Genomic DNA, 18,557 nt, shown 5'->3' on the forward strand with positions numbered 1-18,557 from the left:
TCAGGTGCCTGCTGAAGCCGTCGGGGCTGTGCCCCCGGCCAGGGTGCCGGGCGAATCCAGCGCCATCCGGCGGAGTGGCGCGCCGACGCCGGGACACCACCGCGCGCGGGCCTCCCAGCACGCGCGCCACCACACCGGGTCCGCCGCCGCCGCGGCCTCCGCGGCGCGCCACAGCATGCGCGCCAGGTACACCTCCTGAGGGTTCAGCAGTCCCAGCCGGTTGGCCGTCATGTGAAGCTGCGAGGCGGCGATGGACCAGCGGCGGAACTCGTCCGCCCCCGCGATGGCGCCGGCCAGCGCGGCGGCGGCGAGGACGTCGGGCCCGGCGTCGCCGGCGGACAGGGCGTCCAGCTCGTGGCGCACCAGCCGCTCCATGGAGCCGCCCCCCCGCTCGAACGCCTCGTCGCCGCGCGCCACGAAGGCAGGGAGGACTTCGCCCATCAGCCGGACGCCGCTCCCCGCCAGCTCGGTGAAGGCCGCGCCGTCCGGGGCCAAGCCCCACGCCTGCCGCACCAGCAGGCGGGCGGCGCCAGCCAGGCGCGCCCCCGCCGGCTGTCCCGCCGAGACGTGAAGCCAGGAGAGCGCCCGGGCGCTGGAGACGGTGAAGAAGTCCAGGGAGTGCTCCAGCAGCGCGGGCCCGCCGTACCGCTCGGTTTCGAAGACCACCGGCGCGTCCTGGACGCTGTTGTCGGGGTACACCAGATCCTCGCGCTCCACGGCCAGGGCGTCCCCGGCCAGGATCCCGCGGTTCTCACGGCGGATCTCCTCCGCCGGGCGCGGCGCCGTGGAGGGGTACAGGCGAAAGAACTCCTCCGTGCGCGCGCGCACTCGCTCCGTGACGACCGTCCCGGCTCCGGACGGCAGCTCGAGCCGCAGCCGCACGTGGGGGCCGCCCAGGTGGTACCGCACGAAGAAGCAGCGCCGCAGCACCCCCTCCTGCCACAGCTCGCCAACCAGCGGCGCCACCACCCCGGTCAGGAGGGCGTCGCGGTCGGCGTGGTAAACGAGGTGAAAGCCGTGCCAGCCGCCATCGGCGGGGCGCCCGGGACCAGGCTGCGTTCCCATGCGTACAGGATCAGGGGGATCTCGGCGCCCAGCAGCTGGCCGAGAAGGTTCAGGGTGCGACGGTTCACTTCGCGTCGCGCCGCGCATCACTGCTCCGGGCCACCGCCAGGTGCGCATCCATACGGGCGCGGACGCGCGCGAGCACGGCGCCGGCTGCCTCGCAGGGAACGCCCAGGAACAGGAACACGTGATGGCCGCGCGCCTCGAACCGCGTGCACCACCCGCCCCTCGCCAGTCCCTCGACGCGCAGCTTCGGAACGACGGCCCCCGCCAGGACGCGGCTTTTCCCGCGCCTCAGCAGTACACGTTGCCAGCGAGCCAGGTCAGCGGCAAGGCCCGCCGCGTGGCGGCCCGTCCGGCGCGGGGCCGAAGCGCTTTCGCGGCGACGTCCGAAGGCACCGCCGCCCGCGGGGGGCGGGGGTGCCGGGCGGCGTTCCCATTGTTTCCCGGGGCGCCGGCGCCGCGCTCACGTCGGTGACGGCCCCGGGTTCGAGCATGAGTAGCACGAGCAGCACTGCGCGCCCCAGCTCGAGGCGCCGGCTACCTTCGCCAGCAGATCGTCCGTAAGCGGCTCGATGACGACATCGTCGATACCGTCGATGACTCGTTCCTTCATTCTGCTGCCTCCAGGCCGTGAGCCAGTGTAATTGCGATGCGCGAGGTCGTCCGGCCCTGGCGCGAACAGGTGGAATTGGAGCAGGGGCGCGGCGGCCCCGGGGCACCCCCGGAACGGCCGGGGGCGCCCGCCAGCCCGTGACTACGGGCAGGTGCAGGGCGACGTCACCACCGGCGGCTTGGTGCTACCGCCGTTGGAGCAGTCCTGGCACGAGCAGCAGGTGGAGCCGCTGCTCGTGGCGCCCGCCACCGACTCCAGCAGGTCGTCGGACAGGGGCTCGATCTCCAGGTGGTCGATTCCGCTGAGGTGCATGGTGATACTCCTGGCGTTCTGAGCCGGTCAGGGCTCGGTGCGGCGCCCCACCCGCGGACGCGGGCGAGGGCGGTCCCCGCCTCGTGGGCGGGGCAAGGTGCCGGCCCCTCTCGCCCCTATCCTCCGTGCGGCGAGCCGGCCAGCGGCGGAGCGGCGCGCGGCAGCCCGCGCTGCCATGCGTACAGCACCAGCGGCACGTGAGCCGACACGGGCTGACCCATCGTGAGAAGCGCGCAGTGGGTCACCTCGCGAAGCGCCCGCCACCTTTCCATCGGCGAACGCGTGTCGGGGGCCAGGACGGCGCGCACCAGGCGCGCGGCCGCCTCGGCGGCAAACGGATGTACCGGGCCGGCCCACCCCGCGTCGAGCGCCGCGCGGTTCCGCTCTCCCACCGCGTTGGGAAGCGCGGCCAGCACGGCAGGCTCTTCGTCGCGAAGCCGCGCGGCCAGCGGGGGAAGCACCGTGGTCGCGTGATACCTCCACGCGTCCGGGCCGGCGCCGGCGGCTCGCAGGGCGGCGTCCACCGCGGCCACCCAGGCCACGGCCGGACCCGCCGACGGGGTGCCCCCCTGATCGGCGGCCCACAGCAGCACCTCGATGGCGGCTTCCCAGAACTCGTCTTCCACCGCGGGGGCCATCCCCCCGAAAAGCCACAGCGGGTACTCGTCGGCCTCCTGCTCGGCGACGGACACCGAGCCGTCGGGGGCCATTCCCGGCTCGCGATCCTGCGAGCACAGGTACTTGCCCCGGCACTCGGCGTGGCGGCGCTCGCGCTCGTCCGCGGGAATGGGCTCCGCGTCGGGGTTGGCGGCCAGCCATGCCTCCAGGCGGGCGGCGGCAAGGCCGCGGACCCGGGCCTCGGCGCCAGGGTTCACACCCAGCAGTAGGAACAGGTGGGGCCCGCGCGCGTCGAAGCGCGAGAACCAGGCACGGCGCACCAGCCCTTCGCCGTGAAGCTCGCGCACGAGCGGAGCAACGGCGGCGGACAGGAGCCGCGACTGCCGCGCCCCCCAGCAGTACGCGTTGACGGCCAGCCAGGCCGGCGTCGAAGAAGAGCCTACGGTCATGGATACGCGACCACGAAGCCGGGAAGGCGCAGCATCTCGCGGACGAAGCGGTCGAAGTCGCGCATGCGGACCGCGTCGTCCAGCAGGTACGCGCGCACATCGTCCTGCTCCGCCGGCAGCTTGCCGAGCGAGGCGTAGAAGCGCCGCACGTCGTCGAGCCCCACGCCGCGCCCGTCGGGGAGCAGGCAGAACGGGCGGCTGCCCTTGAACATCGCCCTCACGTCGTCCACGTGGCGCCACATGTCGGCCCATCGCCGCTCGTTGCGGGCGATGCGGGCCAGGTGCAGGTGGAACTCGTGGCACTGGGTAGCCAGGGGCACCAGGCAGGGCAGGTGCCCGATCGCCAGCGCGATGGCGTCGGCGGCGGCCACCATGGCTCGCCGGGCCTCATCATGCCGGTCCAGCGAGTACCAGTAGTAGCCGTAGACGGCCTGGTACCAGCGCTCCAGCAGGGCCCGGGTGGCGGGCGCGGCGTCTTCCGCCGCATCGACACCGGCGCGGAAGCGCCGCAGGTGCTCGGCTCCCTCGTCCCACGAACGGCGCCGCAGCAGCGCGAGACAGTCCTGGTTCATGTCCACCAGGTGCTGGAAGCGGGAGTAGTCCTGCACCCAGCGCCGGCCCTCGTCGCCGCTGGCGGCCACGAAGTACAGCCACGAGGCGGCGAACCGGTCCGTGGGCTTGCTCTGCGGCATGGCGGGCGTGCGGGGTTCCGGGGCGGGCGCCGGGCGCCCCGGGCGGGTACGCCGGCGCGCGGCCTTCAATCTCTGCTACCCGGTCCGTTCTGTCCGGAGCAGTGCATGCACGAGCAGCAGTCCAGCCCGGTGGTGGTCATTGAGCCGCCCAGCGCCAGCTGGGCGTCGGTGAGCGGTTCGATCTGCAGGTTCTCGATCGACGCCACGGCGCGCGTTTCGTTCATGGGAGCTCCTTCTGGCAATGAGGGTGATGATGGCGGTGCCCCGGGCCGGCGGACCGGCCCGGGGACACCGGTTCCTGCCGTTGCTAGGCCGCGACTTCCGTCTTGACCTTGGGCGGATTGGAGCAGTCCTGACAGGAGCAGCAGGTGGAGCCCGAGCTGGTCGCGCCCGCGACCGACTCCAGCAGGTCGTCCGACAGCGGCTCGATCACAATGTGGTCGATCATGGTGATACCCTCCATGTGGTGAGCCTTTCGGCCCGGTTCCAGGCGTTGGCCGCGACTGCGGGCAACGCGGCCCCACCCCGCGTGGGGTGGGGGTACTGCCCGCGGCGTGGGGCGCCGCGGCATCGGTCAGTAGACCAGGAAGTCGGCCGTGGTGCGGTCGACCGGCTGGACGGTGAACAGCACCTCGCCGGCTTCGGGCGGAACCCGGCCAGGCGCCAGCCAGCCGCGCCCGGGGCTCGTCCGCAGAAGCAGCCCGACTTCCAGCATCCACGCCACGGCTTCGTCGGCACCTCGTACGCCGGCCAGCCGTTCGTCCAGCGCTCCCGCCGCGAGCGCCGGCTCGCGCCGCACCACGCCCAGCACGGCGCCGACCGCGGGGCGCAGGTCCGCGGGCACCTCCACCGCGAAGGGGTACAGGGGCGAATCCACGCGCAGCGTCGCACCGCCGCCGGCGGATTCCACCGCCGTGGCCAGCGACAGCACCTGCTCCCCGCGAGGCGGAGCGCCGGGCGGCACGTGGTGTCGGGTGACCGCTGCGAACGGCTCCACCAGCTCGCGGTACATCTGCTCGGAGCGCGGGCCGCGGCGGAACGGCGCGCGGTTCTCGGCGCGCGGCTCGCACAGGGCCCAGTACTCCTCGGCGAACTCCGTGGCCCGCAGGGGCTCGGAGGGCGTGTCGTGCCGCCCGGCAGCCCCCGACAGGAGCTGGTCGAGCAGGGCGGCCCACCCGGCCCGCGAGTAGCACTCGGCGGCGCGGGCTGCGCAGGCGGCGCGGAAGCGGGCGCGGGTGCCGGGGTCGCCCAGGAGCGCCGAGATCAGCCCCGCCGCCTCGTACCAGTCCACCTTCAGCCCCGTGGGCGTGGCCATCACGCTCACGTGGTGGCCCGTCACCCCGTCCAGGATGGTGTCGCGGAGGCCGCCCCAGGCGGTGCCCACGACGGGGGTGCCGCAGGCCATGGCCTCCACCTGCGCCATCCCGAAGTTTTCGTCGTGGTTCAGCGTGAGGTTCACGTGCACGTCGGCGGCGTTGTACAGCTCGCGCATGCGCGCGCCCCGGACGTGGCCCACCAGGTGCACCCGGTTGCGGGGCAGCCCCAGGCGCGCGATGGCGCGATCGATGGTGGCCGCGTAGTTCAGTGGCGCCACCCCGAATTCCATGAAGCCGCCCCCCCCGGTGACGGGCCCGGCCAGCACCAGGTGGGCGCGCGGGTGTTCGGCGGCCACCGCCGAAAAAGCGCGCAGCAGGGTGTGGACGTTCTTTTCGGGGGTCGTGCGACCGGCGTACAGCACCACCCGGTCGTCGTCTTCGAACCCCAGCGCGCGGCGCGCTTCGGCCCGCGCGGCGTCGTCCAGCGGAAAGAAGACGCGCGCGTCGACCGGGAAAGGAACTACCCGCACCAGCGCGTTGTGGAAGAACTTGCGCGCCAGCTCCAGGTCGGCGGCGCAGTTGGCCAGGAGGACGTCGTTGGTGTTCAGGTAGGGCAGCTCGCCGCGGATGGCCCACCCGCCGCGGGGCAGCGTTCCCAGCAGGAAGGGGACGAAGGGCACGGTTCCTCCCATCCGCTGGCGCACGGCCAGCATGGACGAGTTCAGCGCCCCGGCCACGACGTCGCAGCTGTCGAGGAACCGCTCCAGCATGAGCCGCCGCTCGTCGTCGCCCACGTACGGGTATTCGTGCGGCAGGAACACCAGTTCGTGGCGCTCGGAAAGCGCGTCGAACAGGTTCTTCGAAACCGTGCGGATGCTGTCCAGCGAAAACTGCGTGAACCAGTTCAGACCGACCTTCATCGCGTCTTCACCAACGGGGTGGGTGCAGGGCGCCCCACCGGCCCCGGGGGCCGGCGGGGGCCCGGCACGCCCGGACCGGCACGCTGCCGGCCCGGGCGGGCTGCCGAATTACTCCGCGGAGGCTTCCACCTGCTTCGGCGGATTCGAGCAGTTCTGACACGAGCAGCAGGTCGAGCCCGTGCTGGTCGCGCCGGCCACCGACTCCAGCAGGTCGTCGGAGAGGGCCTCGATCACCAGGTCGTCGATCAGGTTCTTGTTCATCATACTGCCTCCTTGTGGCTGAGCCGGGGCTGCCGGCTCGGGGATGGAAACCCCGCCCGCGGAATCAGGCGGGAACGCCCACCAGGGCTGGTGGGTCTGCGAAGCCGTGCGCGGGGCGGACGCGGCGCGGAGCCGGCCGTTCGCGCAGGGCGAGGGAATCGACGACCACTTCGACGGCCCAGCGCCGCCCCGCGCCGTCGCGCGGAAAGAGGTCGGGGGTGGGGAGCGCCTCTACTACCGACACCTCGGGCGAATCTTCCACCGCCGACCGGAACACCTCGGCCAGGGCGGGCGAGGTAAAGTCGATGTACTGGGGCTGCGCGCGCTCGCCCATCCGGGGATGCGGGACACGCTCGATGAGGAAGACCCGCTCGGGAACGCCGTGCGCGGCACGCCAGCGCTGAATGGCGGCGAACGCCTCGGGCGCAGGCTGGCCGGCGGTGGCGGCGGCCAAGTCGCCGGTAGGGGTGGCCCAGGTGGCGCGGTGAAGGACCACGTTGCCCAGGTGCGTGCGCCGGCTGGTGACCAGCCCGCCCGACCGCTCCACCCACTGCATGGGGAACACCGCGCGCATCTCGCTGGGCCCGAACAGGCAGAGGAACTTGATGAGGGTAGGCAGGTAGTCCTCGAAGGCAAAGCCCAATTGCACCGCCCACAGCCGGCGGCCGCGGCCATCGCGCAGGTGCGGCCTTCCCGGGCCCAGCCTCACCCACAGGTCGCCCAGAGGCACCTGGCGGGCGGGTGGGGCCTCGCCCTCGGCCCCGGGAAGGGTGAGCACCCGCGGCGTCTGCAGGGCGTGCACGTTCAGGGTGTCACCCTGCACGCAGCGGAGGTCCATCAGCTGCGCCCGACCGCCGTCCACCGCCATCGTCCCGCGCGAGGCCAGGTGGCGGGCGTACCTGCGGCGGGCCGGTGCGTCCATCACCGGCGTGAAGCGGCTTCCAAACCGGCCCGTGCCCTCCTTCATCCGGTTCAACATCCACATCGAGCCCTGGGCGTCGGCCTGCTGCAGGAACAGGCAGGCGCCGCCGGAGGCCGAGGTGTAGGCCCGGGGCACCTGGTCGAGGCGCCGCAGCAGCCCCTCACCCGACAGGTGCTGTATTCCCCCGTGACGGGAAAGGAACTCAGGAAGGCCGTCCCACAGTTCCACGCGGTGGCGCGCGAGAGCATCCAGGGCGGGAATGCCGCGCGGGTTCCACGTCCGCCGCCACCCCCCGTCTTCGCGCGCCTCCACGCGAAAGCGAAGGTACTTCTGCCACAGGGGCTGCACGTGATGGAAGAGCTCCATCAGCTTCACCTGCCGTGCCCCGGGCCAGCGGTCGCGGGCGAACCCCGCGAGGGCGGCGAGGAAGTCGTGCCGGTGGTCGAAGACACTCGTGAGCCTCACCAGCGGCTCCATGCTGCGCACGGCATGGGCGGCGGCGGCCAGGGGCACCTGCACCACGGCTCCGGCCGGATCGCTCGCGGGGGCCATGAACACGTCCTCGTAGATGCTATAGCGCGAGGCGCGCTCGTAGCTGGACGCCGGATCCACGCCCCCCAGCGCCGCGGCGGCCTCCCACAGGCCGTCGATCAGCCCGTCCATGGTGGTGACGGCGCCCAGTGGGTCGGCGGCGGTGGCGAAGCCGCGCTGCACGTTCACCAGCTCGGCCAAGCGGTCGCGGAGCGGCGCGGTGGCCGGGTCGGCGGGAAGGGCGTCCAGGGCGCGCAGCATGCCGGCCTCGGTGTACCCCTCCTGGCTGCGCCAGGGGAACAGCGTCACCAAGAACCCGATGCGCAGCAGCGCCTGCAGCTGGCCCTGCACCTCGTCCGCGGCCTCGGGAAAGCGCGCGGCCGCGAGAGCCGCCAGCTCGCCGCAGGTGGGCCGCGACGCGGCCAGCGTTTCGCGCAGCCACGTGATGAGGGCGCCCGAAAGCCCGACGCGCACCAGCGACTCGGAAAAGTAGCTGAAGCGCCCGGCCTGCTCGTCGAAGCGCCAGTGGCTGGGCCGCAGGAAGAGGAAGCGGCCGGGCTCGAGCTCGGTGACCGAATTGTTCAGCACCACCCGCAGGCCATCGCGGAACGGCGGGTGCTGCCGCAGCAATTCGCCGCACTTTTCCAGCAGGTACGGCTTGACGCGGACGAGCGAGCGCGTGTTCCACTCGCCGGGGTGCAGGCGCGGTGGCCCGGCGGGGAGGTCGCCGCGAAGGTCGGCCAAGGCCAGCCTCGTGAAGGTGGAGAAGGGGGAAAGCTTGGCGGCCGCGCGGGTGACGTACCTCACCAGGTTCGCCTCGGCCTTGCGGGCCGACTTTCCCGCGGGGGCGCCCCCCGCGGCATTCAGGGCCAGGGCGGCGCGGTACAGGTCGGGGCTGGCCAGCGCCAGTCCGCGCAGGAACGCGGGGTCGCGGAGCGCCTCGGCCAGGGCGCCGCGCTCGGCTTCGCGGGCCGCGGCATAGGCTTCTTCGTACTCCCGGCGGCGCGCGGCCGCCTCGGCATCCAGCGCCGCCGCCCGCGCCGCCAGCGGGCCCACGGCCCGGCACAGCTCGCCCCACAGCGGCGCGGCGGCGTGGCGGGCCAGCGGGCGCCCGTTGTGGCAGTCGCGGCGGACGGCCAGCAGGAACCGGCGCAGCTCGGGCGAGGCGCCCGGCACCAGGTCGTGGATGCTGTCGGCCAGGGCGGCGCGCGCGGCGTGCACCAGGGTCGCCTGCCCGGCCGCCGCCTCGAGGACCGGCACCAGCGAGGTGGCGAACCGGTCGAGGATGCTGGTGGGGAGTCCGGCGATCCGGGCGATGGCCGGGACGGCGCGCTCGGTGGAGCTCGCCACGGCCCTACACCCCCACCGCGGCGGCCAGCTGCTCGCCGGCCACCAGCCCGGTGGCCGAAATCAGCAGGTGGTGCACGAGTGCCTCGTTGGCGGGGGCCAGCCCCAGCTGGTTGGCCAGGCCGTGGAACACCTTGAACAGCGGGGGAAAGACCTCGTCACCGGCAAAGGGGTCCACGTCGTACGCGGGGTTGCCGCGAAAGCCGGCCAGGTACTCCACCAGCCGCGCGGCCGCGCCGGCGAAGCCGGCCGCGTCGACGGCCGGCGCGGCCTCCATCCATTCCGCCGCCACGACGCCGGCCAGCTGCCGCACGGTGGCGGCGTTGGTCGCGGCCTGCCGGCCCAGCCCCGCGCGGGCCTCGTCTTCCTTCTGGCAGTCTTCGGCAAAGAAGCGGAGGAGCCAGTCGCGGTGGTACGCCAGGTACCGGGCGCAGTGCTCGGGAGCGAACCCCGCGGCGGCCAGCCCGGCCACGAGCGCCTTGAGAAGCACCCGCTGCCCCGCGGCGGCCGCGATGCCGTCCGCGCCCGCCGCCCGCGCGGCGGAAAGCGAGAGGCCCGCGGCACCGGACAGGGCGGCGGCCATCAGCTCGGCGTAGCGGTCGTCGTCCAGGAACGGGCGGGGGCCCAGGGAAACGTGGCTGCGGCGGTACTGCGTCCACCGCAGCGACCGGTCCGGATGGTCGGCTTCCGATTCGTCATCGGCGTCGATGGGGGGTGCGCCGGGCCGGCTTACGCGGGGTTCCACTCCGGCGGGTGGAAGGGAAGCGAAGAACTCACCCACTCTTCGGGACAGATCGTCACGAATCTGCTCCGCCTCGGCGGGGGGGCCGTGAAGGCGCAGCTTGACGTGGTCGCCACCGCGGCTGTAGCGCACGAACCAGAGCATCCACGGCCCGGTACAGCACTCGGCAACGTAGGCGGAATGGGAGTAAATCACCTCGCGGAGCACCGCGTCCAACGAGCGGTCGCAGTAGATGCTCGCTGTCACCGACGGATCGGCAAACGACATCGAAGATACCGGATGCGAGGTAGGCTGGCATTCGTTTCGAAACTACATTAATGAGGGTTTCCTAAATTAACAAGGGTGTCGTCAAAGGTATACCGTATACAAAAAACCGCTGCGCAGTACGGCCGAAAATAAGCTGAGACGCCATGTGGCGAAACTCGTGTGTTTACGCGGGTGGGAAAGCGGAAGGGGGGGTGGCGGGGCTTAGTCCAGGAGCAGGGGAGAGGGAAGAACAGCGGGGCGCCAGAGCCGCAGAAGTACGTACCCGACGCCCGCCGCGCCGCGGAAGAGCGAGGGGGCGAAGGCAGTCGGCTCGCCGGGGGGAAGGTAGCGGTGCCCTGCGGGGGTGGCCGCCGAGAGCATACGGGCGGCAATCCCTGACGCCTCGTCCACCAGCTCGTTCCGGCCGGTGGCCTGCCCCGCGCGGAGAAGGATCTCGGCACGCCCTGCGTTTCCGCAGCAGAGGTGGTCCAGCGTGACATCCGAAAGCCCCCGGGTAAGGCGGAGGCAGCGTTCCAGCTCCTCCTCGGCGCCGTCCACGCCCAGCGCGGCGGCGTGCAGCCGTGCGAGCGCCATCCCGGGCGCACCATGGCACCAGGCGGTCTGCTCCAGGGGACGGCCCGTGCGCGGGTCCAGCCAGGTGCCGGCCGGGGGGTGGAAGAGGGTGCGCTCGTAGGCGAAGCCCTCGAGCGCCGCGTCGCGCAGCTCCGCCCTGCCGGTGCGCGCGTACAGCCGCAGCAGGGCGTGGGCGATCCCCGACGCTCCATGCGCGAAGCCGCTCAGCGGCGGGTTGTCGGCCCCTGGCCACGCCCTCGTGCCGGGGCTTCCCACCCGCCGCTCCAGCAGGTGTGCCGCGCAGCGCAGGGCGGCGTCCAGCGGCCCCGCCCCGTCCGCGCCGCCGGACTTCCCTTCGTCATCCAGCGCCAGCAGGGCCAGGAGGGTGCCCGCGGCCCCCGCCACGACGTCGAGCTGGTCGTCGGCGGCCACCCGGGCGGGGGTGACGAGGGCGGCACCCGCGCGCGCGCCTTCGGCCAGGCCGGCATCGCCCGTCCACTCCCCGGCGCGTGTCAGGGCCCAGATGAACGAGCCCAGCCCCACCATGCCGCCCAAAGGCATCCGCGCCGCGGCGGCCCGCGCGGAGTCGGCCGCCAGTTCGCGCAGGCGGCCGGCCAGCGGCGCCAGCGCCCGCAGCACTGTCTCGCGGTGCTCGTCGGTCCCCCGGGCCCGGTCCAGCGCAGCGAGGAACAGAGCGATGCCGGCCGTGCCGTCGTACAGGTGGGGGGGGAGCACCGTAGGCCGTCCGTCGGCCGACGGCGGCCCCAGCCACACGATGCTTCCCCCGCGCGCCTCCACGGCGGCTTCGCGCAGGAGCGCGGCGACGGCCTCGGCGCCCTCCCGCAGCCCCGGCGAAGGCGTCATTCGCTGCGCAGGGCAATCATGGGGTCCACCCGGGTGGCGCGCCGGGCGGGAAGATAGCTGGCGGCCAGCCCCACCGCGGCCAGCAGCAGCACCACGGCGGCGAAGGTGGCGGGGTCGGTGGCCTCGACGCCGAAGAGCAGGCCCCGCACGGTGCCGGTCAGCAGGTACGCCCCCACCGCGCCCACCGCCAGCCCGGCCGCCACGACCGCCATCGATCCGCGGATCACCATGGCGCGCACCGCGCCCTCGGTGGCGCCCAGGGCCAGCCGGATGCCCAGCTCGCGGGTGCGCTGCACCACCTGGTACGAGATCACCCCGTAGATGCCCACCGCGGCCAGGAACAGCGCCAGCCCGGCGAACAGGGTGAGCATGGCCATCGTGAAGCGGCGGGTGCCCACCGCCTCGGCGGCCCGCTCTTCCATGGTGCGGAACTCAGTGGGCACCTGCGGCGCCCGCGCAGACAGGCGGCTGCGCACCGTGGCCACCAGCGAGGCGGGGGGCACCGACGAGCTCACGGCGAGGGTGGCGTAGCGGGCCCGGAACGGGCGCTGGGCGTAGTGGACGTACACCTCGGCGGCCGGGTCGCTGAGCGGCCCCCAGTGCCGCACGTCGCCCACCACCCCCACGATGGTGATCCAGCGGTCGCCGTACACCCAGCTGTCGTTGGCCAGGTTGCGGATGCGCTGCCCCAGCGGGTCCTGCCCGGGCCAGAGCTTTTCGGCCAGCGCGCGGTTGATGATGCCCACGTCGGGCGATCCCGCCCGGTCGCGCTCCGGGTCGAAGAGCCGGCCCCGCAGCAGCGGGATGCCCATGGCCTGAAAGTAGCCGGCGCTGGCCACGCGGTAGTCGGCGTAGCCGGTGCCCGGCTCGCGCCCCTCGACGTCGAAGCCGCCGTTGATGTTCCCTCCACCCAGGGGAAGGAGGTTGACGATCCCCGCGTGCCTGACCCCGGGAACGGTGGCCAGCTCGGCGAGAAACGCCTGATGAAAGGCCGCCACGTCGGTGGTGTCGGGGTAGGCCGTCTCGGGAAGCGCCAGGTCCGCCGTCAACACTCCCGCCGTCTCGTAGCCAAGCTCCACGCGGCTGACCTCCAGGAAGCTGCGGATCAGCAGCCCGGCGCCCACCAGCAGCAGGAGCGACAGGGCCACCTCGGCGCCCACCAGCAGGTTCCACGGCGTGCCCCGGCCCCGCGCCGCCACCGCGCGGGTTCCCGCCAGCTCGCGCCCCATGTCGGTTCCCGAGGTGCGCAGCGCCGGAAAGAGGCCGAACAGTACCGCGGCCAGGACGGCCGCCAGAAGGGCGAAGGCCAGGACGGGCCCGTTCAGCCGCACGCCTTCGAGCTGGCCCAGCGCGCCCGCGGGCGAGAGCGAGGCCAGCACCCGCACCAGGACCACCGCCACCGCCACCCCGGCCAGGGCGCCAACGGTTGCCAGCAGCAGCCCCTCGGTGAACAGCTGCCGCGTCAGCCGGCCTCGCCCGGCGCCGAGCGCGGCGCGGACCGCCATCTCCTGGCGGCGCGCGGCCCCGCGGGCCAGCAGCGTGCTGGCCAGGTTCGCGCAGGCGATCAGCAGCACGAGCGCCGAGGCCCCCAGCAGCAGCAGCAGGGGGCGCCGCGCGTTCCCCGCGAGAGAATCCTGCAGGGTCATCAGCTGCACGGCCGCGCCGTCGACCTCCTTGCCGTGCTCGGCCCGTAGCGCCTGCTGGATCCCGTTGAGCTCGTCACGCGCGGCATCCACCTCCACCCCGGGCTTCAGCCGCCCCACGACGTTCCAGTTGTGGCCGCTGCGGGCGCCGGGCTCGGCCAGGGTTTCGGGGGTCCACACGGCCGTCCTCACTGGAAAGCGGAATCCGGGGGGCATCACCCCCACCACCGAGTAGCTGGTGCCGAACAGCTCCAGGGGCCGGGCCGACAGGTCGGCGGCCCCGCCCAGAAAGTTCTGCCAGAACTCGTGCGACACCACGGCGACGGGCGGTCCGCCGGGCTTCGTCTCGTCCGGGGTGAACACGCGGCCCTGAGCCGGGCGCGTGCGCATCAGCGAAAAGAAGTCGGTGGAGACGGCGGTCACCTCCGGACGCACCGGCTCGGAGCCGCCCAGCACCGTAGCCTGGCCGCCGCTGTAGGCGGCCATCCCCTGGAAGCCGCGGGCCCGCGCGCGCCAGTCCTGGAAGTTCAGCCCGGCCACGGGCATCTCCTCGCCCTTGGCCGTCAGCTCGGCCGCCACGACCAACTGCCCGGGCTCCGGGTAGGGGGGCGGGCGAAGGAGCACCGCGTGCACCACGCTGAAGATGGCGGTGGTGGCGCCGATGCCCAGCGCCAGGGTAAGCACCGCCACCAGCGTAAATCCGGGGCTGCGGGCCAGCTTTCGCGCCGCGTACCGGAGGTCCTGTGCCACCGAGCTCATACCGCGCCTCGTCGGGGTGTGCGTGGAAGGCGCGGAGGGGGCCGCGCCCGGGGAGATGGAAGAGGAGCCCGTCAGGCCACGCCGGCCGGGGTGGCGGCGCCGGTGGACGGTGCGGTGGTGCCGTCCTCCACCACCTGGCCGTCGAACAGGTGCACCTGGCGTCCCGCGTACTCCGCGAAGCGCGGGTCGTGCGTCACCATCACCAGCGTCGACCCCTGGCGGTGAAGGTCGCGCAGCAGCTCCATCACCGCGCCGGCGTTGGCCGAGTCCAGGTTGCCGGTGGGTTCGTCGGCCAGCAGCACGGCGGGGGTGCCGGCGATGGCGCGGGCAACGGCCACGCGCTGCTGCTGGCCCCCGGAAAGCTGGGCCGGGTAGTGCGCGTTGCGGTGCGACATCTGCACCCGCTCCAGCGCATCTTCCACCCGCTTCCGGCGTTCGGCCGCGGGCATGCCGCGGTAGGTGAGCGGCAACTCCACGTTCTCGAATACCGACAGGTCGCCGATCAGGTTGAACGACTGGAAGATGAACCCGATCTCCCGGTTCCGGATCCGCGCCCGCTCGGCGGCCGAAAGGCTCTGCACCGGGGCTCCCGACAGGCGGTACTCGCCCCCGCTGGGCGAATCCAGCAGCCCCAGGATGGAAAGCAGGGTGCTCTTGCCGCACCCTGAGGGGCCGGCAATGGCCACGAACTCACCGGGACGGATGGCCAGGTGCACGTTGGCGAGGGCGTGCGTCTCCACCTCGTCGGTGTAGAACACCTTGGAAACGTTGTCGAGCCTGATCAGCGCGTCGTCGTTGGGGGCCGTCATGGGGCTGCTTTCCGGGGTGGATGAAGTAGAGGTCAGCGGGCGCCCGTGCGCGCGGCCGTGCCGGCCAGCGGCTCAGGACCGCGGTTGGTCACCGCGCCGCTTCCGTCGATGAGGCTGTCGAGCCGGCCGCTCACCGCCAGAGCGGCCGAGCCGCTTCCCGTAACCTGGACGCGCGCCGAGCCGGCGGCGAGCGCCTCGGCGTCGATGGAGCCCGAGCCGCTCAGGCTGACCTCCAACCGGTCCGCCCGTCCCGCCACCTGCGTGGGGCCAGAGCCGGAAACGGACAGGCGCAGCAGCCCCGCCCGAACCGCCGCCAGCCGGGCGCTTCCCGAGCCGGAGAGGGAGAACGAGAACTCGGGGGCGCTCACCCCCTCCACCTCCAGCTCGCCGCTTCCCGTCATTTCCACCGCCTCGAGCGCGGGCACCCCCAGGTACAGGCGCAGGCGGCGGACGGGCTGCACCTGCACGTCGCCCGTGCCGACCACCAGGGTGCCGTCGGCGCCGACCCGGGAGGTCACCCGCTCCACCAGGTTGGCGTCGCCCTCGATACGGAGCTCGGCGGGCCCGGGCCGGATCACCAGCAGCGCCGGCGCGTCGAAGACCACGCGGCGAACGCCGGCCACGTCGCGGTGCACGGTGCCAGGAACCCCCGTGCCGCGAACCAGCGGGGGGTCCTGCGCGGCGGCCCGCGGGGCGGCCAGGACGAGGGCCGCGGCCAGGGCGGCGAAGTGGAAGGCACGCATGTCGGCACCGGGGTCCGAGGGTGAAAGCGGGGCGCGAAACGAAGCGGGGGCATCTTCTCCCGCTTTTCGCCGCGACTGTCCGGCAAGGTGGACAAACACGGAACGTGCCAGGTGTCGGCGAACGCGCATCTCACTCCTGCTCAACGACTTGCGGGAAAGGACATTCTTTCCCAACTGGCTGCGGGTGTCCGCTCGTGGGACGGCGTGCGCCGGAAACGAACAGCAGCCGGTACCTGGATGGCGTCCGGACGTGTCGGCGGCGGTGTCCGAAAATGGGACCGCGATTCCCGGCAGCGGACAGGCGCGCGCCCTGCAGGCGGCGGGCACTCCGGGCGCAAACACGTCTCCCGCAGACACTTGGGCCTTCGACGGCGCGCGGCACAAGGTTTCCTTTACCCCGGCACCGCAGCCACTCCCGTTCTCCCCCTGATCCCGGACGCTCCCGTGGACGTACGCCGAACCGACCTCAAGAGCCGCCGCAACCGCCGCCTCGCGTGGGGCACGGCGGCCACGGCCGCGCTCCTGCTCCTTTTCGCCGCCGTGTCGCGCCTGGAGCCCGCCGTGCCCTCGGTGGAACGCGGCGAGATCGTCACCGACACGGTGGAGCGCGGCGAGATGGTGCGCGCGGTGCGAGGCCCCGGCACCCTGGTACCCGAGCGCATCCGGTGGGTCCCCGCGGGCACGGGCGGGCGGGTGGAGCGGCTGCTGGTGCAGCCGGGCGACCGGGTGGAGCCGGCGACGGTGCTGCTGGAGCTCAGCAACCCCGACGTGCAGCTGGAGGCGCTCGACGCCGAGCGGCAGCTGGCCCAGGCCCAGGCCGAGATGGCGGGGCTGCAGTCGACGCTGCAGACGCAGCGGCTTCAGTTGCAGGGGGGGCTTTCCACCCTGCGCGGCGAGCAGCGCGAGGCGCACCGACGTGCCGAGGCCGACCGCGAGCTCGCGGCCCGGGGGCTGATCGCCCGGATGGAGCTGGCCCGCTCGGAAGACCGCGCGCGCGAACTGGGGGAGAGGCTGCGGATGGACGAGGAGCAGCTGCGGGTGCTGGAGCGCTCGGCTGGCTCGCGTATGGCGGTGCAGCGCGCGCAGGTGGAGCGGCTTCGCAGCATCGTCCAGTTCCACGCCCAGCGCGCAACCTCCATGCAGGTGCGCGCGGGGGCCGCCGGAGTGGTGCAGGAGCTTCCCCTGCAGGTGGGGCAGTGGGTGACCCCGGGCACCACGTTGGCCCGCGTGGTCGAGCCGGGCCGGCTGAAGGCGGTGCTTCGCATTCCCGAGGGCCAGGCCCGCGACCTGGCCGTGGGGCAGCCCGCGCGCATCGACACCCGCAGCGGCGTGGTGCCCGGCCGGGTGGTGCGCATCGATCCCGCCGTACAGGGAGGCTCGGTGGCGGTGGACATCGCGCTCGAGGGCGAGCTGCCCCGCGGCGCCCGCCCGGACCTGAGCGTCGACGGCACCGTGGAGATCGACCGGCTCCCCTCCGTGCTCCACATGGGCCGCCCGGCGTACGCGCAGCCGGAGGGCGGCGCCTCGCTGTGGAAGCTGGTGGACGGGGGCGCCTCGGCCGTGCGCGTTCCCGTGCGGCTGGGCCGGGCCTCGGTGAACTCGGTGGAGGTGGTGAGCGGGCTGCAGCCGGGCGACGAAGTGATCCTGTCCGACCTTTCGCGCTGGGACGGGGTGGAGCGCCTGCGCATCCGCCGATGACCCCCTTTCCAACCTTCGGCCCGCGATGAGCCCCATGACCCCACACCGCACGGCCGCCACCCTGGTGGCCCTAGCGGCCCTGCTTTCCGCCCCCTCGTCCCTGCGTGCGCAGGACGCGGCGCCCCTGACGCTGGAGCGCGCGGTGGCATCGGCGCTGGAGGGCAGCCCCGAGATCCAGCGGGCGCGCGCCGCCGGCCTGCTGGAGCGCGCCAGCGTCACGGAAAGCTTCGCCCCCATGCTGCCGCGCCTTTCGCTTTCCACCGGGCTCAACCGCTCCGACGTGCTGCAGCGCACGGCCACGGACCCCGTGACGGGCGGAATCGTACAGCTTCCCGACTCGCTGGTCGAGCGGCGGTACACCTTCGGCACCGCGGCCGTCGTCTCGGTGGACTGGACGGTGTTCGCGGGGGGCCGCAACCTGGCGGCGGCTTCCGTGGCTCGCGCCCGGGCCCGGGCGGCCGGCCACGAGCTGGGCGCCGCACGGGTGAAGGCCGCCGCCGAGGCCACCCTGGCCTACCTGGACGCCTTGGAGGCGGACGCCTTGGTGCAGGTGCGCCGCGCGCAGGAAGCCCATGCGCGCGAGCTGGAGCGCACGGCCCAGGCGCGGTTCGAAACGGGCGACGTTCCCGAGATCGACCTGCTGCAGGCGCGGCTGGCGGCCAGCGAAGCCAACCTGGCCGTCATCGAGGCCGAAGGCGACGCGCGGGCGCGGCGGCTGGCGCTGTACGAGCGGACCGGGATGGAAGGGGACCTGGGAGCCCCCCTGCAGGCACCCGAACCTCTGGCCGCCGTGGATACGGCCGGGCTTCGCGCGCGTATGTCTGCCGCCAGCCCCGTGCTGGCCGGCGCGGCGGCGGAGCGCCAGGCGGCGGCCCGAGCCGTACGGGCCGGACGGCTGGGGCTGCTCCCCACGGTGACGGTGGGGATGGACCGCGTCTGGTCGGAGTGGGGGCAGACGCGCGAGGCCTTCACCATGGAGCCCCGCAACGCGCAGGCGTACTACCGGCTGTCCCTGGCCTGGTCGCCCCTGGAACGCTCCGGCCAGCTGTGGGCCGAACGCCAGCGCGCCGCGGCGGCCCTGCTGGCCGCGGACGCCGACGGGCGCGCGGCGCGGCGCACGATCGAGCGCGAGGTGGAGGTGGGGCTGGAGCGCTGGGTGCGCGCGGGGGGGGTAGGCGAGCGTGCCGCGCTGAACCTGGCCCTGGCCGAGCGGCAGCGCGAGCAGGCCGAGGAGCGGTACCGGGTGGGGCTGGGCACGCTCACCGACCGGCTGAACGCGAACGCCCTCTGGGCCGAGGCCGCGCGGCAGGCCGCGCTGGCCCGGCACGCGCGCCTTCGCGCCGCCGCCGAGCTGGAGCGCGCCACGGGGGCGGCGGTGATGCGCCCGATGCCGTAGATTGCCGCAGAAGGCCGAGCGCATCCCCCATCCCC

Annotated in this window: 17 protein-coding genes; 2 read left to right on the forward strand and 15 right to left on the reverse strand. The window is 73.6% G+C overall.

The annotated features are described in order from the left end of the window. From VF632_RS22125 to VF632_RS22195, 15 genes are all read right to left on the reverse strand, one after another. Window positions 1–1,065 (reverse strand): lantibiotic dehydratase C-terminal domain-containing protein, encoded by a 1,065-nt coding sequence (locus tag VF632_RS22125; protein WP_331025102.1) that lies wholly within the window; start codon window positions 1,063–1,065, stop codon window positions 1–3. 466 nt (window positions 1,066–1,531) lie between these two features. Next, a complete protein-coding gene (locus VF632_RS22130) occupies window positions 1,532–1,681 on the reverse strand; it encodes a hypothetical protein (RefSeq protein WP_331025103.1) in 150 nt (49 codons plus the stop codon). A 141-nt stretch (window positions 1,682–1,822) separates the two neighbouring features. Further along, entirely contained in the window at window positions 1,823–1,993 is a 171-nt protein-coding gene (locus tag VF632_RS22135) for a hypothetical protein (protein ID WP_331025104.1), read from the reverse strand. Window positions 1,994–2,109: 116 nt separating this feature from the next. Then, window positions 2,110–3,060, reverse strand: a complete 951-nt coding sequence (locus tag VF632_RS22140; RefSeq protein WP_331025105.1) for a lantibiotic dehydratase C-terminal domain-containing protein — start codon at window positions 3,058–3,060, stop codon at window positions 2,110–2,112. Continuing rightward, a complete protein-coding gene (locus tag VF632_RS22145; RefSeq protein ID WP_331025106.1) occupies window positions 3,057–3,752 on the reverse strand; it encodes a hypothetical protein in 696 nt (231 codons plus the stop codon). The genes VF632_RS22140 and VF632_RS22145 overlap by 4 nt, the downstream gene beginning before the upstream one ends. 65 nt (window positions 3,753–3,817) lie before the next feature. Then, window positions 3,818–3,976: a hypothetical protein gene (locus tag VF632_RS22150; RefSeq protein ID WP_331025107.1), complete on the reverse strand. Its 159-nt coding sequence runs from the start codon at window positions 3,974–3,976 to the stop codon at window positions 3,818–3,820. 83 nt (window positions 3,977–4,059) lie between these two features. Then, a complete protein-coding gene (locus VF632_RS22155; protein WP_331025108.1) occupies window positions 4,060–4,200 on the reverse strand; it encodes a hypothetical protein in 141 nt (46 codons plus the stop codon). 126 nt (window positions 4,201–4,326) lie between these two features. Continuing rightward, window positions 4,327–5,988 carry a glycosyltransferase family 4 protein gene (locus VF632_RS22160; protein ID WP_331025109.1) on the reverse strand — a complete coding sequence of 554 codons (1,662 nt, stop codon included), beginning with the start codon at window positions 5,986–5,988 and terminating at the stop codon, window positions 4,327–4,329. Between the two features lie 108 nt (window positions 5,989–6,096). After that, on the reverse strand, window positions 6,097–6,252 hold the full coding sequence (locus VF632_RS22165; RefSeq protein WP_331025110.1) for a hypothetical protein: 156 nt from the start codon (window positions 6,250–6,252) through the stop codon (window positions 6,097–6,099). Between the two features lie 61 nt (window positions 6,253–6,313). After that, entirely contained in the window at window positions 6,314–9,052 is a 2,739-nt protein-coding gene (locus tag VF632_RS22170) for a lantibiotic dehydratase (protein ID WP_331025111.1), read from the reverse strand. Window positions 9,053–9,056: 4 nt separating this feature from the next. Next, entirely contained in the window at window positions 9,057–10,037 is a 981-nt protein-coding gene (locus tag VF632_RS22175) for a lantibiotic dehydratase C-terminal domain-containing protein (protein WP_331025112.1), read from the reverse strand. 222 nt (window positions 10,038–10,259) lie between these two features. Next, window positions 10,260–11,474: a lanthionine synthetase LanC family protein gene (locus VF632_RS22180; RefSeq protein ID WP_331025113.1), complete on the reverse strand. Its 1,215-nt coding sequence runs from the start codon at window positions 11,472–11,474 to the stop codon at window positions 10,260–10,262. Beyond that, entirely contained in the window at window positions 11,471–13,876 is a 2,406-nt protein-coding gene (locus tag VF632_RS22185; RefSeq protein ID WP_331025114.1) for an ABC transporter permease, read from the reverse strand. Before VF632_RS22185 ends, VF632_RS22180 begins: the two co-directional genes overlap by 4 nt. 71 nt (window positions 13,877–13,947) lie before the next feature. Further along, window positions 13,948–14,685 (reverse strand): ABC transporter ATP-binding protein, encoded by a 738-nt coding sequence (locus VF632_RS22190; protein ID WP_331025115.1) that lies wholly within the window; start codon window positions 14,683–14,685, stop codon window positions 13,948–13,950. 32 nt (window positions 14,686–14,717) lie between these two features. Then, the gene (locus tag VF632_RS22195) at window positions 14,718–15,428 is read right to left on the reverse strand and encodes a GIN domain-containing protein (protein ID WP_331025116.1); all 711 of its coding nucleotides are present in this window, start codon (window positions 15,426–15,428) and stop codon (window positions 14,718–14,720) included. Window positions 15,429–15,872: 444 nt separating this feature from the next. Here VF632_RS22195 and VF632_RS22200 point away from each other — a divergent pair, with 444 nt between their 5' ends. Then, window positions 15,873–17,126 carry an efflux RND transporter periplasmic adaptor subunit gene (locus VF632_RS22200; protein WP_331025117.1) on the forward strand — a complete coding sequence of 418 codons (1,254 nt, stop codon included), beginning with the start codon at window positions 15,873–15,875 and terminating at the stop codon, window positions 17,124–17,126. A 25-nt stretch (window positions 17,127–17,151) separates the two neighbouring features. Then, window positions 17,152–18,522 carry a TolC family protein gene (locus tag VF632_RS22205; protein WP_331025118.1) on the forward strand — a complete coding sequence of 457 codons (1,371 nt, stop codon included), beginning with the start codon at window positions 17,152–17,154 and terminating at the stop codon, window positions 18,520–18,522. Window positions 18,523–18,557 lie beyond the last annotated feature (35 nt).

The sequence above is a fragment of the Longimicrobium sp. genome (assembly GCF_036388275.1).
Lineage (GTDB): Bacteria > Gemmatimonadota > Gemmatimonadetes > Longimicrobiales > Longimicrobiaceae > Longimicrobium.

Bases quoted from the DNA above. Each gene is read 5' to 3' on its own strand.
- VF632_RS22125 (WP_331025102.1), bottom strand. From the start codon at position 1,065: ATGGGAACGCAGCCTGGTCCCGGGCGCCCCGCCGATGGCGGCTGGCAC.
- VF632_RS22130 (WP_331025103.1), bottom strand. From the start codon at position 1,681: ATGAAGGAACGAGTCATCGACGGTATCGACGATGTCGTCATCGAGCCG.
- VF632_RS22135 (WP_331025104.1), bottom strand. From the start codon at position 1,993: ATGCACCTCAGCGGAATCGACCACCTGGAGATCGAGCCCCTGTCCGAC.
- VF632_RS22140 (WP_331025105.1), bottom strand. From the start codon at position 3,060: ATGACCGTAGGCTCTTCTTCGACGCCGGCCTGGCTGGCCGTCAACGCG.
- VF632_RS22145 (WP_331025106.1), bottom strand. From the start codon at position 3,752: ATGCCGCAGAGCAAGCCCACGGACCGGTTCGCCGCCTCGTGGCTGTAC.
- VF632_RS22150 (WP_331025107.1), bottom strand. From the start codon at position 3,976: ATGAACGAAACGCGCGCCGTGGCGTCGATCGAGAACCTGCAGATCGAA.
- VF632_RS22155 (WP_331025108.1), bottom strand. From the start codon at position 4,200: ATGATCGACCACATTGTGATCGAGCCGCTGTCGGACGACCTGCTGGAG.
- VF632_RS22160 (WP_331025109.1), bottom strand. From the start codon at position 5,988: ATGAAGGTCGGTCTGAACTGGTTCACGCAGTTTTCGCTGGACAGCATC.
- VF632_RS22165 (WP_331025110.1), bottom strand. From the start codon at position 6,252: ATGATGAACAAGAACCTGATCGACGACCTGGTGATCGAGGCCCTCTCC.
- VF632_RS22180 (WP_331025113.1), bottom strand. From the start codon at position 11,474: ATGACGCCTTCGCCGGGGCTGCGGGAGGGCGCCGAGGCCGTCGCCGCG.
- VF632_RS22185 (WP_331025114.1), bottom strand. From the start codon at position 13,876: ATGAGCTCGGTGGCACAGGACCTCCGGTACGCGGCGCGAAAGCTGGCC.
- VF632_RS22190 (WP_331025115.1), bottom strand. From the start codon at position 14,685: ATGACGGCCCCCAACGACGACGCGCTGATCAGGCTCGACAACGTTTCC.
- VF632_RS22195 (WP_331025116.1), bottom strand. From the start codon at position 15,428: ATGCGTGCCTTCCACTTCGCCGCCCTGGCCGCGGCCCTCGTCCTGGCC.
- VF632_RS22205 (WP_331025118.1), top strand. From the start codon at position 17,152: ATGAGCCCCATGACCCCACACCGCACGGCCGCCACCCTGGTGGCCCTA.